Here is a 22,992-nt window from a genome sequence, read left to right as displayed (position 1 = left end):
ATATTCTACTCAGATATAAGCTTATATCAATAAGTAATAAAGGCGTTTTTTTTGAGGTTATAAGGCCATGCTGTTCCGTCAGATGTTCGACTCCACCTCAAGCACCTACACCTATCTTCTCGCGTCGCGAGTAGGGGGTGAGGCGCTGATCATTGATCCTGTCAAGGAGCAGCTCGATCAGTATCTGACCGTGATCGCGCAACTCGACCTGCGTCTCGTTCAGGCCATCGATACCCATACCCATGCCGACCACATCACGGCCCTTGGCGATTTGCGGGATGCGACACAGTGCGTCACGATCATGGGTGAACTGTCGAAAGCGCACTGCGTATCCCGCCACGTCCATGAAGACGAAGTGCTGAGCGTCGACGGCATCGAACTGCGAGCAATTTACACACCCGGCCATACGGATGAATCGTTCAGCTTCGTGCTCAATCCCACGGCGCCAACGGCGGTCTTTACGGGCGACGTTCTGCTGATCCGTGGTAGCGGTCGCACGGATTTCCAGGGTGGCGATCCCCATCGTTCCTACGATTCGATCGTCAACAAGCTTTTCAGGCTGCCCGATGACACGACGCTGTATCCGGCACACGACTACAAGGGCTGGACGGCTTCGAGTATCGGCGAAGAGAAGAAATTCAATCCCCGCCTTGCGGGCAAAACCGAGGCCGAGTATGTCGAAATCATGAACGGGCTGCATCTGCCGAACCCGAAAATGATGGACGTTGCAATCCCGGCTAACCTCGCATGCGGCCAGCCGTCAACGCTGCCACAGCGTCAGGGGTAGAACTCATGGTTTTCGCTGCGGACGCCACGACGCAGGGCGTGGCTGCTGCGTTATGCGGCGGTTTTGTCAGTTTTTCGCTCGGACTGGTGGGCGGCGGCGGATCAATCCTCGCCGTGCCGCTCATCCTGTATGTGGTGGGCCTGCGCAATCCCCACATTGCAATCGGTACAGCGGCACTGGCGGTCGCGGCTAGTGCCTACATCAACATGATTCCGCACGCACGAGCCGGGCACGTGCGATGGGGGCCGGCCTTCGCGTTTGCCGCCAGCGGCGTGCTCGGTGCCGCGTTAGGCTCGACCGTTGGCAAGCTCGTCGACGGACAGAAGCTGGTCACCTATTTCGCGTTTCTGATGTGTGTCGTTGCATTCCTGATGCTGCGGCCGAAGCAGCAGGCCGCTTCGACCATTGCGGCCTATCCGACGCCGTATCCGCGCCTTTGCGGCACGGGCCTTGGCGCCGGTAGCCTGTCGGGTTTTTTCGGAATCGGTGGCGGCTTTCTCGTTGTGCCCGGGCTGATGTTTGCAGGTCGCCTGCCGATCATGGATGCAATCGGGACCTCCCTGTTTGCGGTTGGATCGTTCGGTCTGACAACGGCGGTCAATTATTCAATCTCGGGACAGGTGGACTGGCTCATCGCTGCAGAGTTCGTCGGCGGTGGTGTGGTCGGCGGCTGGCTCGGCACCCGTGCGGCTAGCCGGCTGGCCCGCAAACGCGGTGCCCTCAATCTTGTATTTTCGGCAATGATTCTTTCCGTGGCGGCTTACATGCTTTATAACTCCTGGCAGGCCCGATGAACATGATCCAGTCAATGTGGGCAACGCGTCTTGCACGGCATGCCTTTGTCACCTTCGCGACGGCAGGCATTTCGCTTTCTGCCATCGCAGCTCCGCCATCGGCACCAACGCGGGCGGAAATTCAGGACATGCTGCGCAAAAATCCTGGCCCGGACATCGACGTAACGTCCGTCGCGAAAACGCCGCTCGCAGGCATCTTCGAGGTGAATGTGGGCAAGCAGCTCATCTACACGGATCGATCGGCCAACTATCTCCTTGTCGGCCAGATGATCGAGAGCCGCACCCGTCGCAATCTCACACAGGTCGCCCTGCAGGACAGTTCAAGAATCGATTTTTCGAGCCTGCCGCTCGCCAATGCGATCAGGACCGTCAAGGGCGATGGCAGTCGCCGGATGGCCGTCTTTGCGGACCCGTATTGCCCTTATTGCAAGCGGCTTGAGCAGACCCTCCAGAAGCTCGATAACGTCACCATCTATACGTTCCTTTTTCCGATCCTGACGCCCGATTCGAAGCCCATGTCGGATGCAATCTGGTGTTCCCCGGACCGGCACACTGCCTGGTCATCGTGGATGCTCAATGGTACGAAGCCGCCGCGGGGCACCTCGTGCAATGCAGCAGCCGTCAGCAGTAACCTCGCGCTCGCACGGAGCCTTGGCATCAGCGGAACACCTACGATCATTTTTTCTAACGGTACAGAACGCACCGGCGCGCTGCCGCTGGACGAACTGAACAGCGCACTGGATGCGGGCAAATCATGAGCGTGGGGTCAATAAGTCGGGCATCGCACCTGGACGCCTTCATCCTCGCCGGGAGCAATGGCCATATCAACAGCGACAGCTTGTCAGCAAGAAATGGAGCCCGCCGTGACGCCTGACTCATCGACAACAGAGACCGGGTCGGGTCCGTCCATTGCCCGTTTCGGCGCTGCCCATGCAGTCGATGGCGCGGCGCACCTGCCCGATCCGGCAGCGCACTATCGCCTCGTCTTCTCCATAAGCAGCGCCGGCAGGCAAAAGGACATGCCGAACCCTTCACTGAACAGGGTCGCCCGCGCGGTGAATCTGTTCAGGATGTCTGGCGTTCCGGCCGCTCACCTTCACTTCGTCGCAGTCGTGCATGGAGACGCTACGTCGGTCGTGCTAGACGATGCCTGGCACCAGGCGTATGACGGAACACCGAACCCGAGCGTGGATCTTATCGCCGCGCTGTGCGAGGCGAATGTTGAGGTTACAGTTTGCGCGCAGGCGCTGATTGCAAACCAGTTTGCGCCCGAATGGGTGATGCCGGCGGTGACGCACTCACTGTCTGCCCTCACGACGCTCGCGGTTCTCCAGGCGGACGGGTACAGCCTGATACCGCTTTGACAGACGCAGCGGGGCGAGGCGAAGCGTGAACGTCGGACATTTTGCGTTACCCCTGCAGCCGCTGATCTTCATTTTCAGCGTAGGCGTTGCCATGTGCGCCGGGCTCTGGCTCGAGCGCGGTCACGCGCGCGTTGAATCCGCAATTTTCTGCGCCGTGCTGGCCGGACTGGTCGTGGCCCGTGCAGGCTTCGTGATCCGGTATCTGCCCGACTACAGCGGCGACCTTATGAAAGCGTTTGACATCCGTGATCGCGGTTTTGATGCGGTCAGTGGCCTCGTCGCGGGGGCCTGCGCGGTTGTGTACTTTCTCATGCGATCGCGCTCCATCCGACTACCTTTGCTGGCCGCCATTGCAGCGGGTGCAGTCGTCTGGGGCACAGCAAGCGCAGCCGCGGAGTTTGCGCGCCCCACCGCCACGCTGCCGGCAATATCGTTGCCTGTCGGGACGGGCCACACGAGGCCTTTATCGGCAGGAGACGGTGTGCCAACGGTGGTCAATCTCTGGGCGACCTGGTGCGGTCCCTGCCAGGCGGAAATGCCCATTCTCGCTCAGGCGCAGACAGACTATCCGGGCGTACGCCTTGTCTTCGTGAACCAGGGCGAGGCAGCGCGAACCGTCGACGACTTTCTGGCGACACACCATCTGGACATCACGAACTCCCTGCTCGATCCAACGCATGCCGTCGCGGCCGCCGTGGGTGCGGTCGGCTTTCCAACCACGCTCTTCTACGATGCGCAGGGCCACCTGCTCGCCGCGCACCTTGGTCCGTTTTCGAAAGCGACGTTCAGACAGGCGGTCACCAGCTTCTATCCAGCAGATATTTCAGGAGCTCCCTCATGAAACGGTTTCCCATCCTGCCTGCATGGATCGCGACGGCGCTGTTCTCCGCTGCGGTCCACGCGCAAACTACGCTGAACGTGTATGGTCCAGGCGGTCCCGCACCTGTCATGAAGGAAGCCGCCGCGGCGTTCCAGAAAAAGACCGGCGTGTCCGTGTCGGTCACCGCCGGACCCACGCCGACCTGGATCAGCAAGGCGAAAGATGATGCGGACATCATCTACAGCGGGTCTGAAACCATGATGTCGGATTTTGTCGACGCAATGGGTGACCAGCTCACGCCAAACGCGCCTGAGCCGCTCTATCTGCGGCCAATGGCGATGCTGGTGCGGCCTGGCAATCCCATGCACATCCGGCGATTCACCGATCTGCTCAAACCGGGCGTAAAGATACTCGTCGTCAACGGCGCGGGACAGAACGGCGTATGGGAAGACGTCGCCGGGCGGCTCGGTAGCATTGCGCAGGTAAAGGCTCTCCGCAGCAACATCGTCGGCTATGCGAAAAATAGTGCTGAGGCGAAGACGACGTGGACCGACCATCCAGAGAGCAATGTATGGCTGATCTGGAACATCTGGCAGGTCGCCAATCCATCGCTTGCCGATGTCGTGCCGATCAAGTCGGCGTACGCCATCTATCGTGACGCCGGTGCCGCCATCACGCGGCTCGGCGCAGATCAGCCGGCGTCAAGGCAGTTCGTCGACTTTCTCGAGTCGAAGGAAGGCGCTGCAATTTTCAGAAAATGGGGCTGGAAAACAGATCCATAAGGTAAGCGTTATTTCGAGGCCGCATCGACAGCGTAGTCGCGTGAGTCCAAAGTGATGCCCATCACTTCGAGTAGTGGGGATCACTTTGATGACAGAGATCGACAGTGCCAGGAGCCACAAAGGGCGGCCGAATTACACACCTGAATTCCGGCGCGAGGTTGCGATAGCAGCGTGCGAGTCGGGCATCTCGGTGGCGAAGCTCGCACAGTCGCGCGGCCTGAATCCGAACATGGTGTTCAAGTGGCGCAGGCAGTACCGTGCCGGTCTGCTGGACAGTAAGACGGTGAGCGAGGCGGCGGCGATCATCCGGTGGCTCGATTACGCCGATCCCGGAATGACCTGCCCCCTGCAAACAGGGCCAGCCGGAGTCTAGTAAAGTTCGTTTCGGAGAAGAAGACGAACATGAAGAAGCGCTTTACGGAACAGCAAATCATCGGGTTTCTGAAGGAAGCCGAGGCCGGTATGCCGGTCAAGGAACTGTGCAGGAAGCACGGGTTCAGTGATGCGTCGTTCTACACCTGGCGTGCGAAGTTCGGCGGCATGGAAGTCTCGGATGGAGCGCGACAATTACAGTGTCCGGTCGTACAAGACAGTTGACGCTATCCACTCGGAAGCCCGCCGGCTCAAGGACCTCGAGGTGGAGAATGCCCGGCTGAAGAAACTGCTGGCCGAAGCAATGCTCGATATGGAAGCGTTGAAGGTCGTCGTCAAGGGAAAGCCCTGAGCCCGCAAGCCAAACGCGAAGCAGTGTCGGCGATTCGGGAGAAGGTCAACATCTCCGAGCGCCGCGCCTGCCGGCTTGTCGGGCTTTCTCGCAGCGTGCTGCATTACGACGCGAAGCCGGACCACGAGAATGAGGTGCTAGCGGCGCGTCTGGTGGAGTTGGCGCACGAACGTCGTCGATTCGGCTACCGCCGGTTGCACGCCCTGGTGGAACGCGAAGGCACGCACGCCAATCACATGCTGTAATTGCGTCTCCGGCTAACGACGGAGGCTGCCATGGAAACGTATGTGGGTCTCGATGTATCGCAGAAGTCGACGGCGGTTTGCGTAATCGATGCGGACGGTAACCCCGTCTGGCGCGGAACAGTAGCATCGGATCCGCAGGCTATTGACAGCATCATCCGACAGCAGGCCCCCGAGGTCCGGCGCGTCGGCATGGAAACGGGCCCTCTCGCAGTATGGTTCTATCACGCACTGCGAAATCGAGGTGTTCCTGTTGATTGCATTCATGCCCGTCACGTGCACGCGGCGCTCGCAACACAATTGAACAAGACCGACAGCAATGACACGCGCGGTATTGCTCAACTTACGCGCAGTGGCTGGTATCGAGCCGTCGAGGTCAAGAGTATCGCGAGCCACGAAGTGAAGCGCCCCGGGTTTTTCGGAGGCTGTTTTGCTTGAGTCACGCCCCGATGGCGGACCCAGCGAGTTGCTCATAATAAGCGGCTTCTGCCTCGGCAGGGGGAATGTCTCCGATGGGGCCGAACAGCCGGCGATTGTTGAACCAGTCCACCCATTCGAGCGTCGCCATTTCAACGGCCTGCAGGTTGCGCCACGGACCAAGGCGATGGATCACTTCTGCCTTGTACAAGCCGTTGATCGTTTCAGCCACTGCGTTATCGTAGGAGTCGCCGACGCTGCCCACTGACGGCTCGATGCCAGCGTCGACCAACCGATCCGTATAGCGGATCGATACGCATTGGGCGGATTCAACTGGTCGTCGCAACACCTCTAATAATGGAGGTGTTAAATGGGAAGACCACGAGGTTGGGCCTCGCAACGAACAGGGCGGCCGATGATGCCGTCGCCCGGTAGACCTGGCGTTAATCAGTTGGAAACGAAGAAAGCATTCTGGAAATGCATTGCCGAGGGAATGGAGAGCGAAGGCGCCGCTTTGGCGTGCGGCATGTCGCGCCCCCTGGGTCCACGATGGTTCCGTGAAGCGGGAGGCATGGCGCCGATCGAGCTGGCGCCAAGCTCTGGTCGCTACCTGTCGTTCTCCGAGCGCGAAGAACTCGCATTGCTCTTGACTCAAGGTCACGGGGTTCGTGAGATCGCGCGACAGTTGCGTCGCTCGCCTTCGACAATCTCGCGAGAATTGCGGCGGAACGCAGCGACCCGTAGTGGTACGCTAACGTATCGGGCCACAGTCGCTCAATGGAAGGCCGAGCGCGCGGCGGAACGTCCGAAAGCCGCCAAACTGGCAGAGAACGAACAGCTGCGAGCATATGTTCAGAATCGATTAGCCGGAGCGGTTACTGATTCACGAGGCAAGCCGATTGCCGGTCCGAACGTACCGTGGAAGGGACGACGACACGGTCGCCGGGCGGATCGACGCTGGGGTACGTGCTGGAGTCCAGAACAGATCAGTCGTCGCTTGCAAGTCGACTATCCGGACGATATGTCTATGCGGATCTCGCACGAAGCCATTTATCAGGCGCTCTACATTCAGGGCCGGGGAGCTCTACGACGAGAACTGTCCGCGTGTCTGCGTACGGGCCGGGCGCTGCGCGTGCCACGCGCCAGAACGGAACAACGGGGCAAAAGTTTCATCACCTCCGAAGTTATGATCAGTGAGCGTCCGGCAGAAGTTGATGATCGCGCGGTGCCGGGCCACTGGGAAGGCGACCTGATTATCGGCCTGAACAGCTCCGCGATTGGTACGCTGGTTGAACGAACAACCCGCTTCACGATGCTTCTGCATCTTCCTCGCATGCCAGGCCACGGTTCTGGTACGCGACTGAAGAACGGACCAGCGTTAGCGGGGCACGGAGCCGAGGCTGTTCGCAACGCTATCGCCGCGAAGATTGCCAAGCTGCCTGATCATTTGCGCAAATCGCTGACATGGGACCAAGGAGCGGAGCTGGCTCAGCATGCGCAGCTAAAGATCGACACGGGCTTAGAAATTTACTTTTGCGATCCACAAAGCCCGTGGCAGCGCGGAACCGATGAGAACACCAACGGCCTACTTCGACAATACTTTCCCAAAGGCACCGACATCAGCCGATACTCCGAGCGTGAACTCGACGCGGTCGCCAACGCCCTAAACTGCCGACCACGCAAAACTCTCGGATGGAAGACACCTGGAGAAGCGCTAGACGAGTTACTATTCGCGACTTGATGACGGGTGTTGCGACGACTCCTTGAACCTAAGCAGTATGTCTCGATTCGCTACACGGAGCGCCTGAAGGACGCTGGTATCGAGCCGTCGGTGGGCAGTGTTGGCGACTCGTACGACAATGCTCTGGCCGAGACGATCAACGGCTTGTACAAGGCGGAAGTCATTCATAAACGCGGTCCGTGGCGCAATCTGCAGGCCGTCGAGCTGGCGACGCTCGAATGGGTCGACTGGTTCAATCACCGCCGCCTGTTCGGGCCGATTGGCAACATTCCACCCGCCGAAGCCGAAGCAGCTTACTATCGTCAACTCGCTGGGTCCGCCATGGGGGCGTGACTCAAGCAAAACGGTCTCCGGGAAACCCGGGCCGATTCACAATGCCTTCCCGCTTCAATTGCTTCCAGACCTTGTCTGCGCCGTAGACCTGGAAGTTTTCCTCCCACACACGCCGGATCTCATCCTTGAGCATCCGGTCGCGCTCGACCCGCGGTGGCATCAGGCCAGGATCGGCGCGGCGCGCCACGTGCGTGTAGTACGTCGACGGTGCGATCGGCAGCACCCTGCAGATCGGCTCGACCCCGTAGACGTGCCGGTGATCATCGATGAACGTGATCATCACTTCGGTCGGCGGTCGAGCTCCGCCTGTGCGAAATACGCTGACGCCTTGCGCAGGATTTCGTTGACCTGCCGAAGCTCACGCACTTCCCGCTCCAGCTCCTTGAGCCGATCCTGCTCCTGCGTGCTTTTGCCCGGGCGCAAACCCCGATCCCGCTCTGCCTTGCGTACCCAGCTACGCAGCGTCTCGCCTGAGCAGCCAAACTTCGCTGCGATCGACGCGATCACTTTCCATTGCGATTCGTGGTCGCCTTGATGTTCCAGTACCATTCGCACAGCCCGCTCACGAACTTCCGGCGAGTACCTTGGGGACTTCTTCTTGGTGTTTTCCATAGCTCCATTTTCTCAAGAATTGGAGCCTCCGGAAATCCCGGGGCGCTTCAAAGTCCGACTGCTTCTTGGAGCGCGCAGTCAGTTGGTCAGTATGCGTACCGGCCTGTACAACCAGATCCGCGGGGTGCTCAAAACCTTTGGTGTTGTGCTGCCTCCTGGTACGCGCAGCGCATTCGAATGAGCATGAGCGCGTTGGTTGATGGGAATTCGGGGTGTTTTGGGCGTCCAGCGTGATGTAGAGAGGGGGATCTCCCTCAGGCATCTTGCACAAACGATGCCCAAGGGAGAGTCTCACGTCTGCCAAGAACAGAGACTCCCCCAGTGTGCCACGTGAGAGCCAACGCCCCCAATTTTTATCGCCTGTTGCTACGTATTGATCAGGACTACGCCGATCAGACCCGGGAACAGGGTTGCCGCTGCGGCGGCGTACTGCATAGCGCCCGTTACCCACGCAAGCCGCGCGGAGTTTCATGCGAAGCCCGCTGCCACTGCGATTTCCGCCACAGCTTCTGCTGCGCTGGCTGTCGCCGCCGTACCACGCCTTTCTCCGTGCGCTTTCTTGGCCGGCGCGTCTACGTCGGCGCAATCATGGTCACCGTCAGCGCCACCCGGGCTAGCGCGGGTTCGGCTGCGGCAATGCGCCAGCTCGACGCCCTTGGCGTGCCGCCCGCGACGATCGCCAGATGGCGCAAGTGGTGGACCACGGACTTCGTCAGCACACCATTCTGGACGCTCGGACAGGCGGCGTTCATGCCGCCCATCGATACCGGGCTGGCACCGGTGAGCCTGCTCGAACGCTTTGTCGCGACGCGACCTCCCGAGCCGCTGCTGTGCCTGCTGCTGTGGCTTGCTCCACTCACCAGCGCAAGCGCCATGGGCGCCGTGAGTGAGGGACGGTAGCCGCCCGCAGAACTTCTCGCTCGCCCCCCTCGGAACGCGCCTGTAGTCTCGCCTCTGCCTTGAATCGCGGTGCGATGCGCCGCATCCCTGGAGAGAGCATGACTGAACTTCACGATTTACCCTTGCGGGATCGTTGGGCGCGGCTGCGCTTTGCGATCGTGGGCCCCTTGCTTGCCGCACCACCTGAACCCGGCGAGTTGCGCGAACTCATCACCGTGCTGGCCACCAAACGCTGGCGTCATCCGGTGACCGGCGACGATGTCCAGTTCGGCCGCTCGACCATCGAGCGATGGTTCTACAAGGCCCGCAAGGCCGCCCACGACCCGGTGGACACCCTTCGCAACCGCCAACGTCCTTCTGGCGCCGGCGCACTCCTGTCGCCCGCAGCGGTACAGTCGATCCGCGCGCAATATCGCCAGCACCCAGGCTGGACATGCCAGCTCCACTACGACAACCTCAAGGTCATACTCGGCGAGGTGGGCGTACCGTCCTATACGACACTGCGCCGTTACCTGCGCGCCCAGGGGATGTATCGCGAACGCAAGCCGCGTCATACGAGCACCGGAGCGATGCTCGCCCGCGATCGTCTCGAGAAGCTTGAGGTACGCAGCTTCGAGGTCGAGCACGTCAATGCGCTCTGGCGAATGCAGAGTTCAGGAATATGCGGAGTTGAATCGCGCTTGCGACCGCAAGCCTCTGTTTCTCGGTGCGTTCCGCCGGTTGTCGACGACCATCGTGCTGCATAAAGTGGGCTCTCCATCCTTACCGATTGGGGGACACGATGGTCAGCAACTACGTCTTTGACATCCGGTCTCGAGAGAGGCTTTGTCGGAATGGCGCGGGTACATACCTGGATGGCTTTACGGACTGGCTAGCCAGCCGCGGCTACGGTACCCAGACAATCCGCAGCTACATCTTCGCCGCTGCGCGATACATGAACTGGGCGCAGGTCAACGGCCATGCAAGCGTCGCGACGCTCGACGAGTCCAGCATGACGGCCTATCGCACCCATCTGGCGAACGGCCGTAGTGGCAAGCGCGCGCACGAGCGCTCGAACGCCTACTGCGGCGCCCGCCGCTTCATGTTGTATCTCCGTCAGAGTGGGGTTGTGCCGGAGGTGACGAAGGTCTTGCCGCCGCTGGAGACAAGGTTTCGCATGTGGATGGGCCAACATCGGGGCGTGTGCGAGCTAACCCTTGACACATACGGGCTTGTGGTCAGGCGGCTGCTAGACACGCTTGGCACCGAACCCCGCTCCTACACCGCTGCTCAATTGCGTACATTCGTTCTCGCGCAATCACGCGGCTTCAGCCGTAGCAAGGCCGGCAACGTGGTCTCGGCGGTACGCGCCTTCGTGCGCTTTCTTGTCGCCCATCAGGAGTGCGCCGATGGCTTGCGGCACGCAATTCCTCGGGTCGCGCGCTGGCGACAGAGTGGGTTGCCGCGCTATCTCGAACCCGTCGATATCGAACGGATCCTCAATGCATGCGATCCGAGTCAAGCCCTCGGCGTGCGCGATCGCGCTGTGTTGTTACTACTCGCCCGGCTGGGCCTGCGCGCCGGCGACGTCGCCGGTCTGCGCTTGGGCGACTTCGACTGGACACACGGTCGATTGCGTGTGACGGGCAAGTCACGCAGGGAGATCTGGTTGCCCATGCCGCAGGACGTAGGCGATGCACTGTTGCACTACCTTGGCACGGCCCGTCCTGCAGTCGCGGGCGACGGCGTGTTCCTGATTGTCCGTGCTCCCTTCACGCCGGTCGCCGCACGACAAATCTCATCAACCGCCCAACGCGCCATCCGATGCGCCGGAGTCAAGGCACCTTCGCTCGGCGCCCATCTGTTTCGTCATTCCGCCGCCACTGGCTGGTTGCGCCAAGGCCTGACGCTACAGGCGATCGGCGCAGTGCTGCGACATCGCGACGTCGATACCACGTAAGCGCCTCGCATGGGCCGTTCTGGTGTGCTGATTGAGGTTTTGGGTAGTTTGGTGTGCACCAAATTATGGTGGATACCAAAGTGGACAAGACGTGGGACGAGCGCGCCGCAAACGGCGCCTATAAGCGGCCGAACTTTCCGACCGAGTTCAAACGGCGACTGGTCGAACAATCGCTCGAACCGGGCGCGTCGGTGGCGTTGATCGCGCGCAGCAACGATATCAATGCGAACCTGTTGTTTAAATGGCGACGGCTTTATCTGGCGGGGGAATACGGTTTGCCAACGCTGCCGGAGAGCGCGGCGCCGAGGCAGGAACCTGAGGTGCCGTCGCTGCTGCCGGTGCATCTCGACGCCCAGACCGCCGAGCATACGCCGCCGATGACGATCGATGCAGCACCGTCGTCAGAGGATCTTTGCGAGATCGAGTTCGACCGGGCACGCTTGAGAATTCGAGGCGAGGTGTCGCCGAACGTGCTGCGGCTGCTGATCCGGGAGTTGTTGCGATGATCGGCCTGCCGGCAGGCACTCGCATCTGGATCGCGGCAGGCGTCACCGACATGCGTTGCGGCTTCCAGGGGCTGGCGGCTAAGGTGCAGATGGCGCTCGAGGAGAATCCGCTGGGCGGCAATGTCTTCATTTTTCGGGGGCGCCGCGGTGACCTGATAAAGATTTTGTGGGCCACAGAGGACGGACTCTGGCTCCTCGCGAAGCGGCTCGAACGAGGGCGTTTTATCTGGCCGCAGGCTGACGGCGGCAAGATCCATCTGACCCACGCACAGTTGTCGATGTTGCTCGAAGGCATCGATTGGCGGCAACCACGTCGAACGGCGGTGCTATCGATGTTGTAAACGCTTTGGCGCGCGCGTAAACTCCGCGCATGACGGATGATGCCCAGCTTCCTGATGACGTCGATGCGCTCAAGGCCTTGCTGATTGAGGCCCGTGCCCAGCTTGCCGAGCGTGATATCGAGATCGAACAGCTCAAGGCCCAGATCGACAAACTGAAACGGATGCAGTTTGGCCGCAAGTCCGAGCAACTGGACCGGCAGATCGAGCGGCTTGAGACCGAACTGGAGGATCTGACCGGGGGACGTGGCGTCGCCGATGTTCGACGTGCCCGCGCGTCGGGCACGAGCGCGTCCATCGGTGCAACGGCCCCGAAGGAAACGTTGCCGCCGCATCTGCCGCGCGAAGAGCATGCGCTTGATCCCGGTTCAAGCTGCCCGGACTGCGGCAGCCCCATGCACCCACTTGGCGAGGACGTGTCCGAGCAACTCGCCCGCGTCACTGCTGCGTTCAAGGTGATTCGCACGATCCGGCGCAAGGCAGTCTGCCCCTGCTGCCATCACTTTTCACAGCCACCGATGCCTGGCCTGCCGATTGAGCGCAGCATCGCCCATCCGAGCCTGCTGGCTGACATCCTCGTTTCGAAGTTTGCGGATCATCAGCCGCTGTACCGGCAATCGGCCATTGCCGCGCGCGATGGCGTGAAGCTCGATCCTGCAAGCATGGGGCGCTGGGTCGGCCAATGCGAAGCCCTGTGCGAGCCATTGACCGAAGCGCTGCGGGTCTACACGATGGCAGCGTTCAAGCTGCACGCGGATGACACGCCGATCCCGGTGCTTGCTCCGGGTAACAGGAAGACCCGCACGGGACGCCTGTGGGTCTATGTTCGCGATGATCGCCGTTCGGGATCGAGGGATCCCGCCGCAGTCTGGTTCGCTTACTCGCCTGACCGCAAAGGCATTCATCCGCAGACTCATCTCGCCGGATTCGAGGGTATCCTGCAGGCCGACGCTTACGATGGCTTTAACGAGTTGTACGAGGGCGGCAGGATCCGTGAGGCTGCATGCTGGGATCACGCGAGACGGTACATATACGATGTTCACGTCCGTACACCGACCGAGGCGACGCGGTATGTGCTCGAGCTGATCGGCGAACTCTATGACATAGAGGCTCATATCCGTGGCGCACCGCCAGACGAACGGCAGCTGGTACGACAGCACAAGAGCCTGCCGGTGCTTGCAGCCATCAATGCGTGGATGATGCAGAAGATCGCAATCCTGTCGACAAAGTCCGAGCTGGCCAAAGCGATCCGCTACTCGCTCAATCAATGGGATGCGCTTGTTCTGTACTGCGAAGATGGTCGCATCGAAATCAGCAACGCCCTGGCCGAAAACGCCTTGCGCTGCGTCAGTCTGGGAAGGAATAATGCGCAGCCAGAAATTATGTTGAGTCCGTCACTGTCGAATAGTGCCATGCGAGTCGCCGAAGCGATCCGCAAGGATTCGCGGTTCGGCGAGCTACGCATAATTACAACGACTCCAGGAACTGAAGGATGCGGTCCGGTGGTCGATATCGACGATTCTTTACTTGCGGCGGCTGAATCCTCTTCAACGCTCGCTCCTTCATTGTCAGATCAGCTTCCATATAGCCATGTGTTGTCGACGGGCTTTCGTGTCCCAGCCACAAGGCGATGACCGACAGGTCGACCCCTGATTGAAGTAGATGCATGGCAGTCGCGTGCCTAACCAAGTGCGGAGAAACACGTCGCTTGGCGAGTTGCGGACATTGGTCCTTCGCGCGCGTTACGGCAATTCTCATCCGATCGGCGACATTGGAGCGTGTCATTGCGTTTCCCGATCGATTTGGAAAGAGCCTCTGACTTGATGCATCCTGGATCTGCGGCAACCACCCCCTGATGAGCCTTGCCGTGGATCGCCATAAAGGCACCGTTCGTTCCTTACGTCCTTTGCCAAGAATATGAACGAAGGGTGATGTATCCAGGACGACATCATGGACGCGTAGTGCCAGGATCTCCGAGACGCGCGCCCCCGTGTTATACATCGTTGCCAGCAGAACCCTGTCGCGTTGACCCGCCCAAGTGTCCGGGTCAGGCGCCGTCAACAGTTGCTGAATCTCTTCGCGTGACAGGAATCCGACCATAGGTTTATCGCAACGCTTCATCGGCACGGAAAGTGCACGCTGTATAACGGCCAACGACGCGACGTCACGGTGTGCTGCGTACTTCAGGAACGAGCGCAACGCTGCGAGTCGAACGTTGCGGGTCCGCGTGCTGTTGCGCCGCTCAACTTCGAGGTGTCGCAGAAACGCCAGGATCAGAGGTGCATCCATGTCCGCCAGCGTCAGATCAGTTGGGCACCTCCCGAGGCGATCCGATGCGAACTGAAGAAACAGACGAAACGAATCGCGATAGCTCGATATCGTCTCCGGGCTCACCGCGCGTTGCTGCATCAACCGTTCGACGAAGAAGTCCTGCAGGAGCGTCGCAAAGGAAGGAGCCAGGCAGGTTTTAGTCATGACGTACCCCTTCAGCAAAGCGCGCAAATTTCTGGCTCACGATTTCCATGAGATCGGGAACCGCAGTCAGATACCAGTAGGTATCGCTCGGCTTCACGTGCCCCAGATATGTCGACAGCGCAATCATCCGGTTGTCGACGTTCACGCCGTCCCGATACCACTTGAGAATGCACCGGCACACAAACGTATGGCGAAGATCATGGATTCGGGGCAACGCGTGGTCACCCCGAGAAGTCCACCCGAGTTGCTCGCGAAGCCGACCGAACACCCAATGCACCGTTCGGGCCTGCAACTTCCTGCCATCAAGATTCACAAAGAACGAAACGCACGGCTCTGCGGCGACGACCAGCGCACGGCGAGTAGCGTAACGCTTCATGGCCAGAGTTACGGTAGGATGCATCGGAATAACGCGCGATTTGTGAAACTTCGTCTCACGCACCGTAAGCGTGCCCTCGGCAAGATTCACGTCGTCTCGAGAGAGATTGATGGCTTCCGAGATACGCAAGCCGGTTGCCGCAATCAATCCAAACAGCGCTTCATATGTAAGCGGTCTGATCGAACCGACGGGTAACATTGCCACCGACGCCGTGAGGAGTTCGCCGAGTTCCTGCTCCGTGTAGATGTGCGGCGCCAGACGACGATGGGCCCGCCCGCACAGGTCACGTCGCGGAACAACTGTATCGGGATAGAACTGCCTGAGATACTTCGCGAAGGGCCGGATTACCTCGATCCGACGCGCCCATGTAATGGCCCTTTCGCTCGGTGTCGAGTGCGCCCAGGTAAGAGTCAGATCTTCCGTGATCGGACCACGATGCCCCAGCGCGTCTGCGAAGCGGGCAAAGTTCATCAATACGTGCCCAGAGATCTTGAGGTCGAAGCCAAGACAGCGTCGTTCGGCGAGATATGCTTGCGCCAGCGATACCATAGTGTCAGCCGAGTTGACGAAGCGTTTCATGATTTGCTCCCCGGCCAGGGGAGCGGGACAGCCTCCATGCTTTGCAGGTCGATCTTCGTGTAAATCGCGGTGGTGTCGATGCTTTGATGGCGCAGTACGTCAGCCACTTCCTTCAACGACGAGCCGGAACGAAGCAGCCGTCGGGCCACGCTGTGCCTCAGAAGATGAGTTCCAGATTGGTCAGTCCAGCCGCAGCGAACATATGCGGCATGCACCGCCTGATGGACACGCCCGGTTCCCAACGGAAGGTCGGAAGGCGCGTAGTGCCGTACAAAGACGGCGCGGGAGGTCGTCGTTGTTCTTCGGGCTAACCGGATATAGTCGGCGATCGCATGACCTGTTGGCTCCGGCAACGGAATGACGTAGCCCCGTCGCGATTTGGTGCGACGGATTTGCAGCGTGCCGTCGCGCCAGTTTAAATCGTCGAGCTGTATTTGCACGACTTCCGCAGCACGCAATCCAATATCTGCCAGACAACGTACCATTGCGTAATCACGCAAGTCGGCCGCCGTTTCGTGATGGAAGGAATTCAGGAGCTGTCCGATCGCTGCGTCCGAAAGCGTTTGAGGTAATGCCGCCAACCTCCATCCTGCTACGTTCGGCACCGCCGCGATCAACTCTGCGACCTGCTCGTTATATTGCATGCTCCTGAATCGCAGATAACTGCGCAACGTTATGCCCGCTACGTGAGCTGTTCCGGCTTTGCACCCGTCAGGGTAACGTGTCACGAATCGACGGACATCCCGAATCGTTAGCCGCTCCATGTCGATGGGTCCGCGACCAAAGCGTTGATGCAAGAAATCGCGAATGATTCGACCACGCTGATATCGCGTGCACTCGGCAAGGCCGCAAACGTCCTTGAGGTACTCAGTGAAACGACACACCTCCTGTTGTACCGAATCCGGTTCTGCGCAAAGATACCGGGGGACAGCGCACGCGCCCAGGATGCGTATTTCGGCGAACGTGATCAGCGATTTCGGTTGAACGTGATCGGTGGTTCCGATTGATGGTGATCGGCCGTTTCGGTCGAAGGTGATCGCTGATCACCGGTTTCCGAAACGAGCGATCATCTTGCCGAAACGGGTGATCACGTTCCCGGAATGAGTGATCAGTGAACCGAAACAGCTGATCACTCGACCGAAACGGGATAGCCGTTCTGGCTCGGCGGTGGTGTTGCGCATGTGATCAACGACGGGCGTTAGCCTTGATCCTTTTTAGGGGACAGGTTGATGCCGGCACATCGGATGAGCATGCGCAAACTGAAGGAAGTACTGCGGCTGAAGTGGGCGTGCGGCCTGTCGCACCGCCAGATCAGCCGCGCGATCGGCATCAGCGTCGGCGCCATCTCGGCATACGCCGCGCGCGCGAGCGCGGCGGGCCTCGACTGGGCTACCGTCGAACCGCTCGCCGACGACGAGCTCGAGATCAGGTTGGACCTGCCGGAGGAAACCGCGGTCCCGACCCGCCGGGTCGAACCGGATTACGCGGCGATGCACCGCGACCTGCGCCGCAAGGGCGTGACGCTGCAACTGCTCTGGGAGGAGTACGTCGAGGCTCACCCAGGCCAACGCACCTATCGCTATACGCAGTTCTGCCAGCGGTACAAGGACTGGGCTGCGGCGCTGAAGCGCTCGATGCGCCAGCAACACCGCGCCGGCGAGAAGCTGTTCGCCGACTTCGCCGGGCAAACCGTGCCGATCCTCGGCCGCGACGGCGGCGTCGCGTTCAAGGCCCACGTGTTCGTGGCCGTTCTCGGCGCCTCGAACTACACCTATGCATGTGCGACGCGTTCCGAGACCATGCCCGACTGGATCGGCAGCCTGATCGACGCGTTGGAATTCTACGGCGGCGTTCCCGAGTTGCTGGTGTTCGATTTTGTTGCCGGGAACAAAATCGAGGTTCTGTGCCCGAGGCCGTTATGTGGCGATTCGCCTTCACCTGGACGTTGAGAGCGACTCTGCTGCACTGCGAGGCAACATAACGCGCTTGCTGTGGCATGGTGATTTCCCGCTTTCCTTGGGAGATTGTCATGCTCGAACACTACTACTTTCGTCCGGAGACCGTCGACCGCATTCGTGCGTCCTGGCTCGCTCCGGCGATTGAGGAATACGTCACGTGGCTGACGGAGGCTCATTACACGGCACGTAGTGTGTTGCATCGCGTGCCCGTGCTGATGAGCTTTGGGGAGTACGCGAAGGCGCACGGTGCGAGGGATTTCGCGCAGCTAAGCGACTACGTCGAACCGTTTGTGCAAACGTGGATTCGTCGACATGGGCGCGGACGCAGTGCTGCCCGGCGGAGCAAGTTCTCTCATGAGGTCCGCAATCCTATTTGCCAGATGCTTCGCCTAGTAGTTGAGGGTTACGATGGCCCAGGTCGTCCACACAAGCCGGATAACCCGTTCGAACGAGAGGCTCCGCATTTTATGGCGTTTCTTGTTGAGGAGAAGGGTCTTCGCCCACGTACCATTCTCCACTACCGTTTCCATCTGCATCAATTCGCCACCCACCTCGAACGCAACGGCATCCGGTTACGGGCTGTTTCGCCAACCGTAATCAGCGGGTTCATTGCCGAGTATGGTCCACGTATTGCATGGACAACTCTTCGTAACGCCTGCGGAACGTTGCGCGTCTTTCTGCGCTATCTGTATCGGGAAGGAGTCTTATCCCGGGACCTGAGCCCGCTCGTCGAGTTTCCACAATCATATCGACACGCAAGTATCCCCCGATCTATCAGCTGGGACCAGGTCGAACAGGTCCTGGCGAGCGTTGACCGGCGTTCTCCCTGTGGCAGGCGCGACTACGCGATGTTGTTGCTACTGGCTACATATGGCCTGCGGGCGTGCGAAGTTGCCTCGCTTACCCTGGACGATATCGACTGGCGCAACGAGCGGTTTAGAATCCGGGACCGCAAGGCAGGCAACACTACCACTTATCCGCTTTCGGCAGTGGCCGGATCGGCGATCGTCGACTACCTCAAGAATGGACGACCGGCCACAACGCATCGCGAGGTTTTCATGCGCATGTCGGCGCCGCTCGCTCCGATTGGTCACGCGGCCGTGGTATGCCGGGCTGCCCACTTCATTCGCAAGGCAGGCGTCAACGTTCCACGAGCAGGCTCACATGTACTACGGCACAGCTGCGTACAGCGCTTGTTGAATGCTCATTTCTCACTCAAGCATATTGGCGACTATGTTGGCCATCGAAGCATCTCTTCGACCCAGATATACGGCAAGCTGGCAATTGATCAACTACGCGATGTCGCGCAAGGCGATGGGGAGGATGTGCTATGAGATCTCCTACCCGCTTCCGGAGCTTTCTTGGGCCAGATATCGAACAATTCCTCGGCTACAAGCGCTCGTTGGGCAGGCGTTTCGACGTCGAAGAGAAGGCACTCGCTCTACTCGACGCATACCTGCTACGCAAGCAGATCCGCAGCTTTTCCCAAGTAACTCCAACCGTCGTAGACGAGTTCCTGCTCTCGCGTCCGCGACCACACCCAAGAAGCTACAACCATCTGCGCTGTACGATTGGGAGGTTGTTCGCGTATCTCGTCAATCATGGGAGGCTTGTCGCGACGCCACTGCGATCACCACCGCGCCGATCACGATATGAACGAACGCCTTTCATTTTCGACAGGGCGTCGATTAAGAAGTTGCTTGCGCTTGCCAAGACGCTTCCCGATAAAGGCGGCACCATAGGGCGAGGTGACACGTATTTCGTCATTTTCGCTGTTCTGTACGGACTCGGATTGCGGGTCGGTGAGGTCTGCAGGCTGCGAATCAAGGACGTTGACCTTCCTCGTCAACTGCTCATCATCCGCGAAACGAAGTTCTACAAGAGCCGGCTGGTACCTTTCGGCCCGAAGCTTGGGGCATTGCTTGCCAAGCATTTGCGCCAACGCGAAACAGCATCCACATGCCCAGCTCAGGATGAGAGTCCGCTGTTCTGCTTGCGTGGTGGACGGGCAATCAACCCATGCACGATCAGCCAGACTTTTCACGCCCTCATTCCCAAACTGCACCTTGAGATTCCACTGGGCATCTCGTATCCGCACTTGCACGATCTCCGCCACGCATTCGCCGTGGGCGTGCTCACACGATGGTACCGTCTCGGCCTTGATCCACAGGCAAATCTCCTCGCGCTCTCGACGTTCATGGGGCATGTCGACGTGAGCTCCACCGCGGTGTACTTGTCTACGACACCTGAGCTCCTTGAGCAGGCTAATCGCCGTTACAAGGCATTCGCCGCGGCAACTCTCAGGGAGGTTCTCCCATCATGAACTCATCTCTCGGCTCATTGATACAGTCATTCTTTATCGATCACCTTCCCGTGCAGAAAGGCCTGCGTCAAGGTTCGATTCGAAGCTATCGCGACACAGTTCGCCTGTTTCTCGGATTTGTATCCGAGCAACGCCGCATTTCAATTACTTCTCTGACGGTCGAGGACCTCACCTTCGAACGCGTTCTGACGTTCCTCAAGTATCTGGAGCAGCAGCGCGGCAACTCCGTGCGTACTCGCAACCAGCGGCGGGCGGCGCTGAATACCTTCTACGCGTACCTCGCGTTGCGCGTGCCGGAGATGTTGGCAGCATGCCAGCAAATCGCAGCGATTCCCGTCAAGCGGACATCATTGCCCGACACCCATTACCTCGAGCAGGAGGAGGTGACAGCGTTGTTTCGGTCTCTTCCAAAGCAAGGGCGTTTTGCACTTCGCGACCGAACACTGTTGCTCTTTCTATACAACACGGGTGCCCGGGTTCAGGAAGTCGCCGAACTTCGTAGGGACCATCTCGATCTAGCGCATCCAGCCAAGGTCCATCTGCACGGCAAAGGCGACAAGTGGCGCGTGTGCCCGCTCTGGGATGAAACAGTAAAATATCTTCAACAACTGCTCGATGAGCAACGCACATTGCCCAATGGTCCGGTGTTCGGCGCAGGTAAAAGCCGCCCCCTGACGCGCTTTGGTATCTACAAGATAGTCCGGCGACATGCAGCGCCGTGGGACACGGACGGTCCGCAGCCGCGACATGTCAGTCCTCATCTTTTTCGCCATACTGCCGCCGTCCACCTCCTTGAATCCGGTGTCGAAGTCAACGTCATTCGAGGCTGGCTCGGACACGTTAGCCTCGATACCACTAATCGCTATGCCGAGCTGACGTTACGCGCAAAGACCGAGGCGTTACGTGCTTGCGAGATAGGTCCTTCGAATTCGGGGGCATCCCGCACTCGCGCAGTCTGGAAGGACGACAAATCACTCATCGAATGGCTCAACGCGCTGTAGCCCGTTATGTGCCCAGAAATTCGAGCCCCTCCCGACAACAATACAAATGTGCGTCGATCGCCACATAACGGCTTCGGGCACAGAAGCCCGACAACCCCAAGGCATTGATCGCCAAGGCGGATCGCTACGAACCGGTGCTGGGCAACACCACGCAGGACTTCGTGAACCACTACGCGACCGCCATGTTGCCGGCGCGACCGCGCAAGCCGCAGGACAAAGCAAAGGTCGAGGTCGGCGTGCAGATCGTCGAGCGCTGGATCCTCGCACGCCTGCGCAACCACCGCTTCTACAGCCTGGCCGAGCTGAACAAGGCGATCGGCAAGCTGATTGCCGACCTGAACCGGCGTCCGTTCAAAAAGCTCGACGGCAACCGCCATGAATGGTTCGAGCGGCTTGACCGACCAGCGCTACGCCCGCTGCCGGCCCGCCGCTACGAGATCGCGACCTTCGTGAAGTGCCGCGTCAACATCGACTACCACGTCGAAGTCGACCATCACTATTACAGCGTCCCGCACAGCCTCGTACGTCAGGAGGTCTATGCGCGCGTCACACGCCACGGCGTCGAGATCCTGCACCGCGGCAAGCGCGTTGCCGCCCACGCCCGCAGCCGACTCCGGAACAAGCATACAACGTTGCCCGAGCACATGCCGGCGGCGCACCGTGCCCACATGGAATGGACGCCCGGGAGATTACTGAACTGGGGCGCGTCCGTCGGTCCCGGTGCCGAGGCAATCGTCAAACACCTGCTGACCAACCGGCCGCACCCCGAGATGGGATATCGAGCGTGCCTCGGACTGCTGTCGCTCTCGCGTAAGTACGGCAAGGAACGGCTGGAAGCCGCCTGCCAGCGAGCACTCGTGATCGGCTCACCGACCCGTCGCTCCGTTCTGTCGATCCTCGAGTCCGGCCTGGACCGACAACCGATGCTCCCGATTCCGCTCACCGAATGGCATTCGCCCGATCACGAGAACGTGCGCGGGCCCGACTATTACCACTGACCCAAGGAGGTCGCGATGTTGATGCAGCAAACCTTAACCCAGCTCAAATCCCTGAAGCTCGACGGCATGGCCCGCGCGTTCGAGGAACAAGCGGCGTTGACCGCCAGCACCAGCCTGTCGTTCGAAGAGCGCTTCGGCATGGTCGTCGAGCGCGAGCTCGCCTGGCGCGATACTCGGCGGCTCGAACGGCTGCTGAAGTCCGCGAAACTCAAGAATCCCCAGGCCTGCATCGAGGACATCGAATACCGGCAGAGCCGCGGCATCGACAAGAGCGTCGTCGCCGCACTTGCTGGTTGCGACTGGATCCGTAATGCACAAAACCTCATCCTGACGGGGCCGACCGGAGCAGGCAAGACGTGGATTGCGTGCGCGTTCGGTCAGCAGGCCTGCCGACAAGGCTTCTCCGTGATGTACGTCCGCGTTGCCCGGCTGTTCGAGGAATTGAAGATCGCCCACGGCGACGGCAGCTTCACGCGGCGGCTCGCGCAGCTCGCCAAGATGGACGTCCTACTGCTCGACGACTGGGGGCTGCAGGATCTCGATCAGGGTGCCCGAAACGATCTGCTCGAAGTGCTCGACGATCGCGTTGGCACGCGCTCCACGATCATTACCAGCCAACTGCCTCTCGAACACTGGCATGCCTGGTTGCAGGATCCGACGCTCGCCGACGCGATCCTCGACCGGCTCGTCCATCAGGCCCACAAACTCCCGTTGAAGGGGGAATCGATGCGAAAGACCAACGCCAAGCAGTCCTCCGCATCCTGATCGTGATCACCTTCGCTATAATCCATTGACCGCGCAACACCACCTTCCAAACTGATCACGTTCGCCGAAACGGCTGATCACCATCACCGAAATCCGCACCCAGGACGACCAGCAAATGCTGAAGTGCCGCGCTGACGTCTGTCCGACATCTCGGAATCGGATCGGGGCAGGTGCATCGAGGCAAATGGTCATTCACGAAGCCGCAGGCAAGTCGATTG

At 60.0% G+C, this 22,992-nt stretch carries 19 protein-coding genes, 9 pseudogenes and 1 other annotated feature; of the genes and pseudogenes, 23 read left to right on the top strand and 5 right to left on the bottom strand.

Features of this window, described 5'->3' with window-relative positions:
* Window positions 1-67: 67 nt before the first annotated feature.
* The 9 genes and pseudogenes from CJU94_RS38395 (at window position 68) to CJU94_RS38355 (ending at window position 5,951) form a co-directional block, all read left to right on the top strand.
* The gene (locus CJU94_RS38395) at window positions 68-787 is read left to right on the top strand and encodes an MBL fold metallo-hydrolase (RefSeq protein WP_095423731.1); all 720 of its coding nucleotides are present in this window, start codon (window positions 68-70) and stop codon (window positions 785-787) included.
* Between the two features lie 5 nt (window positions 788-792).
* Window positions 793-1,581 carry a sulfite exporter TauE/SafE family protein gene (locus CJU94_RS38390; protein ID WP_095423730.1) on the top strand — a complete coding sequence of 263 codons (789 nt, stop codon included), beginning with the start codon at window positions 793-795 and terminating at the stop codon, window positions 1,579-1,581.
* Entirely contained in the window at window positions 1,578-2,339 is a 762-nt protein-coding gene (locus tag CJU94_RS38385) for a DsbC family protein (protein ID WP_095423729.1), read from the top strand. The genes CJU94_RS38390 and CJU94_RS38385 overlap by 4 nt, the downstream gene beginning before the upstream one ends.
* Window positions 2,340-2,444: 105 nt before the next feature.
* Window positions 2,445-2,945 carry a DsrE family protein gene (locus CJU94_RS38380; protein WP_157763899.1) on the top strand — a complete coding sequence of 167 codons (501 nt, stop codon included), beginning with the start codon at window positions 2,445-2,447 and terminating at the stop codon, window positions 2,943-2,945.
* A 25-nt stretch (window positions 2,946-2,970) separates the two neighbouring features.
* Window positions 2,971-3,786: a TlpA disulfide reductase family protein gene (locus CJU94_RS38375; RefSeq protein ID WP_095423727.1), complete on the top strand. Its 816-nt coding sequence runs from the start codon at window positions 2,971-2,973 to the stop codon at window positions 3,784-3,786.
* Window positions 3,783-4,547: a substrate-binding domain-containing protein gene (locus CJU94_RS38370; RefSeq protein ID WP_095423726.1), complete on the top strand. Its 765-nt coding sequence runs from the start codon at window positions 3,783-3,785 to the stop codon at window positions 4,545-4,547. The genes CJU94_RS38375 and CJU94_RS38370 overlap by 4 nt, the downstream gene beginning before the upstream one ends.
* An 88-nt stretch (window positions 4,548-4,635) precedes the next feature.
* Window positions 4,636-4,920 carry a transposase gene (locus CJU94_RS38365; RefSeq protein ID WP_095423725.1) on the top strand — a complete coding sequence of 95 codons (285 nt, stop codon included), beginning with the start codon at window positions 4,636-4,638 and terminating at the stop codon, window positions 4,918-4,920.
* Between the two features lie 29 nt (window positions 4,921-4,949).
* Window positions 4,950-5,507: pseudogene (locus tag CJU94_RS38360) on the top strand (transposase); the annotation flags it as partial.
* A gap of 39 nt (window positions 5,508-5,546) precedes the next feature.
* Window positions 5,547-5,951, top strand: a complete 405-nt coding sequence (locus CJU94_RS38355) for an IS110 family transposase (RefSeq protein ID WP_095423724.1) — start codon at window positions 5,547-5,549, stop codon at window positions 5,949-5,951.
* Between the two features lies 1 nt (window position 5,952).
* Here CJU94_RS38355 and CJU94_RS38350 read toward each other — a convergent pair.
* Window positions 5,953-6,255, bottom strand: a pseudogene (locus CJU94_RS38350) (integrase core domain-containing protein); the annotation flags it as partial.
* Window positions 6,256-6,300: 45 nt separating this feature from the next.
* Between CJU94_RS38350 and CJU94_RS38345 the strand changes: the two are divergent.
* Window positions 6,301-7,697 (top strand): annotated as a pseudogene (locus CJU94_RS38345) (IS30 family transposase).
* Window positions 7,698-7,704: 7 nt separating this feature from the next.
* Window positions 7,705-8,004 (top strand): annotated as a pseudogene (locus CJU94_RS38340) (integrase core domain-containing protein); the annotation flags it as partial.
* Window positions 8,005-8,047: 43 nt separating this feature from the next.
* Here CJU94_RS38340 and CJU94_RS38335 read toward each other — a convergent pair.
* Window positions 8,048-8,616: pseudogene (locus CJU94_RS38335) on the bottom strand (transposase); the annotation flags it as partial.
* Window positions 8,210-8,326 (bottom strand) — a sequence feature (AL1L pseudoknot). It overlaps the preceding pseudogene by 117 nt.
* A 588-nt stretch (window positions 8,617-9,204) precedes the next feature.
* On the opposite strand from CJU94_RS38335, the gene CJU94_RS42100 reads away from it, so the two are divergent.
* The 6 genes and pseudogenes from CJU94_RS42100 to tnpC all read left to right on the top strand — a co-directional run.
* Window positions 9,205-9,516 (top strand): hypothetical protein, encoded by a 312-nt coding sequence (locus tag CJU94_RS42100; RefSeq protein ID WP_244221179.1) that lies wholly within the window; start codon window positions 9,205-9,207, stop codon window positions 9,514-9,516.
* 98 nt (window positions 9,517-9,614) lie between these two features.
* Window positions 9,615-10,163: pseudogene (locus tag CJU94_RS38325) on the top strand (IS481 family transposase); the annotation flags it as partial.
* Between the two features lie 134 nt (window positions 10,164-10,297).
* On the top strand, window positions 10,298-11,455 hold the full coding sequence (locus CJU94_RS38320) for a tyrosine-type recombinase/integrase (protein ID WP_095423721.1): 1,158 nt from the start codon (window positions 10,298-10,300) through the stop codon (window positions 11,453-11,455).
* 80 nt (window positions 11,456-11,535) lie between these two features.
* Window positions 11,536-11,961: an IS66-like element accessory protein TnpA gene (tnpA, locus tag CJU94_RS38315; protein ID WP_244221177.1), complete on the top strand. Its 426-nt coding sequence runs from the start codon at window positions 11,536-11,538 to the stop codon at window positions 11,959-11,961.
* The gene (gene tnpB / locus CJU94_RS38310) at window positions 11,958-12,302 is read left to right on the top strand and encodes an IS66 family insertion sequence element accessory protein TnpB (RefSeq protein WP_095423719.1); all 345 of its coding nucleotides are present in this window, start codon (window positions 11,958-11,960) and stop codon (window positions 12,300-12,302) included. Before tnpA ends, tnpB begins: the two co-directional genes overlap by 4 nt.
* Window positions 12,303-12,331: 29 nt before the next feature.
* A pseudogene (gene tnpC / locus CJU94_RS38305) lies at window positions 12,332-13,666 on the top strand (IS66 family transposase); the annotation flags it as partial.
* 100 nt (window positions 13,667-13,766) lie between these two features.
* On the opposite strand, the gene CJU94_RS38300 reads toward tnpC, so the two are convergent.
* From CJU94_RS38300 to CJU94_RS38290, 3 genes are read right to left on the bottom strand one after another with little or no spacing between them, the layout of a single operon-like run.
* Window positions 13,767-14,774 (bottom strand): tyrosine-type recombinase/integrase, encoded by a 1,008-nt coding sequence (locus CJU94_RS38300; protein WP_095423718.1) that lies wholly within the window; start codon window positions 14,772-14,774, stop codon window positions 13,767-13,769.
* Complete coding sequence (locus tag CJU94_RS38295; protein WP_095423717.1) at window positions 14,767-15,729, bottom strand: tyrosine-type recombinase/integrase; 963 nt, start codon at window positions 15,727-15,729, stop codon at window positions 14,767-14,769. Before CJU94_RS38295 ends, CJU94_RS38300 begins: the two co-directional genes overlap by 8 nt.
* Window positions 15,726-16,373, bottom strand: coding sequence for a tyrosine-type recombinase/integrase (locus CJU94_RS38290; protein WP_244221176.1), 648 nt, complete (start codon window positions 16,371-16,373; stop codon window positions 15,726-15,728). The genes CJU94_RS38295 and CJU94_RS38290 overlap by 4 nt, the downstream gene beginning before the upstream one ends.
* 585 nt (window positions 16,374-16,958) lie before the next feature.
* Here CJU94_RS38290 and istA (CJU94_RS38285) point away from each other — a divergent pair.
* The 6 genes and pseudogenes from istA (CJU94_RS38285) to istB all read left to right on the top strand — a co-directional run.
* A pseudogene (gene istA / locus CJU94_RS38285) lies at window positions 16,959-17,603 on the top strand (IS21-like element ISBmu3 family transposase); the annotation flags it as partial.
* A 155-nt stretch (window positions 17,604-17,758) separates the two neighbouring features.
* Window positions 17,759-19,021: a site-specific integrase gene (locus CJU94_RS38280; protein WP_095423808.1), complete on the top strand. Its 1,263-nt coding sequence runs from the start codon at window positions 17,759-17,761 to the stop codon at window positions 19,019-19,021.
* Window positions 19,018-20,010 (top strand): tyrosine-type recombinase/integrase, encoded by a 993-nt coding sequence (locus tag CJU94_RS38275; protein ID WP_095423715.1) that lies wholly within the window; start codon window positions 19,018-19,020, stop codon window positions 20,008-20,010. The genes CJU94_RS38280 and CJU94_RS38275 overlap by 4 nt, the downstream gene beginning before the upstream one ends.
* Window positions 20,007-21,011, top strand: coding sequence for a tyrosine-type recombinase/integrase (locus CJU94_RS38270; protein ID WP_095423714.1), 1,005 nt, complete (start codon window positions 20,007-20,009; stop codon window positions 21,009-21,011). Before CJU94_RS38275 ends, CJU94_RS38270 begins: the two co-directional genes overlap by 4 nt.
* Window positions 21,012-21,097: 86 nt before the next feature.
* Window positions 21,098-22,009, top strand: a pseudogene (gene istA / locus CJU94_RS38265) (IS21-like element ISBmu3 family transposase); the annotation flags it as partial.
* A gap of 15 nt (window positions 22,010-22,024) precedes the next feature.
* The gene (gene istB, locus CJU94_RS38260) at window positions 22,025-22,774 is read left to right on the top strand and encodes an IS21-like element ISBmu3 family helper ATPase IstB (RefSeq protein WP_006400877.1); all 750 of its coding nucleotides are present in this window, start codon (window positions 22,025-22,027) and stop codon (window positions 22,772-22,774) included.
* The last annotated feature ends 218 nt before the right edge of the window (window positions 22,775-22,992 follow it).

The organism is Paraburkholderia aromaticivorans (assembly GCF_002278075.1).
GTDB lineage: Bacteria > Pseudomonadota > Gammaproteobacteria > Burkholderiales > Burkholderiaceae > Paraburkholderia > Paraburkholderia aromaticivorans.
Note: the sequence above shows the minus strand (reverse complement) of the source record. Positions and strands in the feature narration are given on the sequence as shown.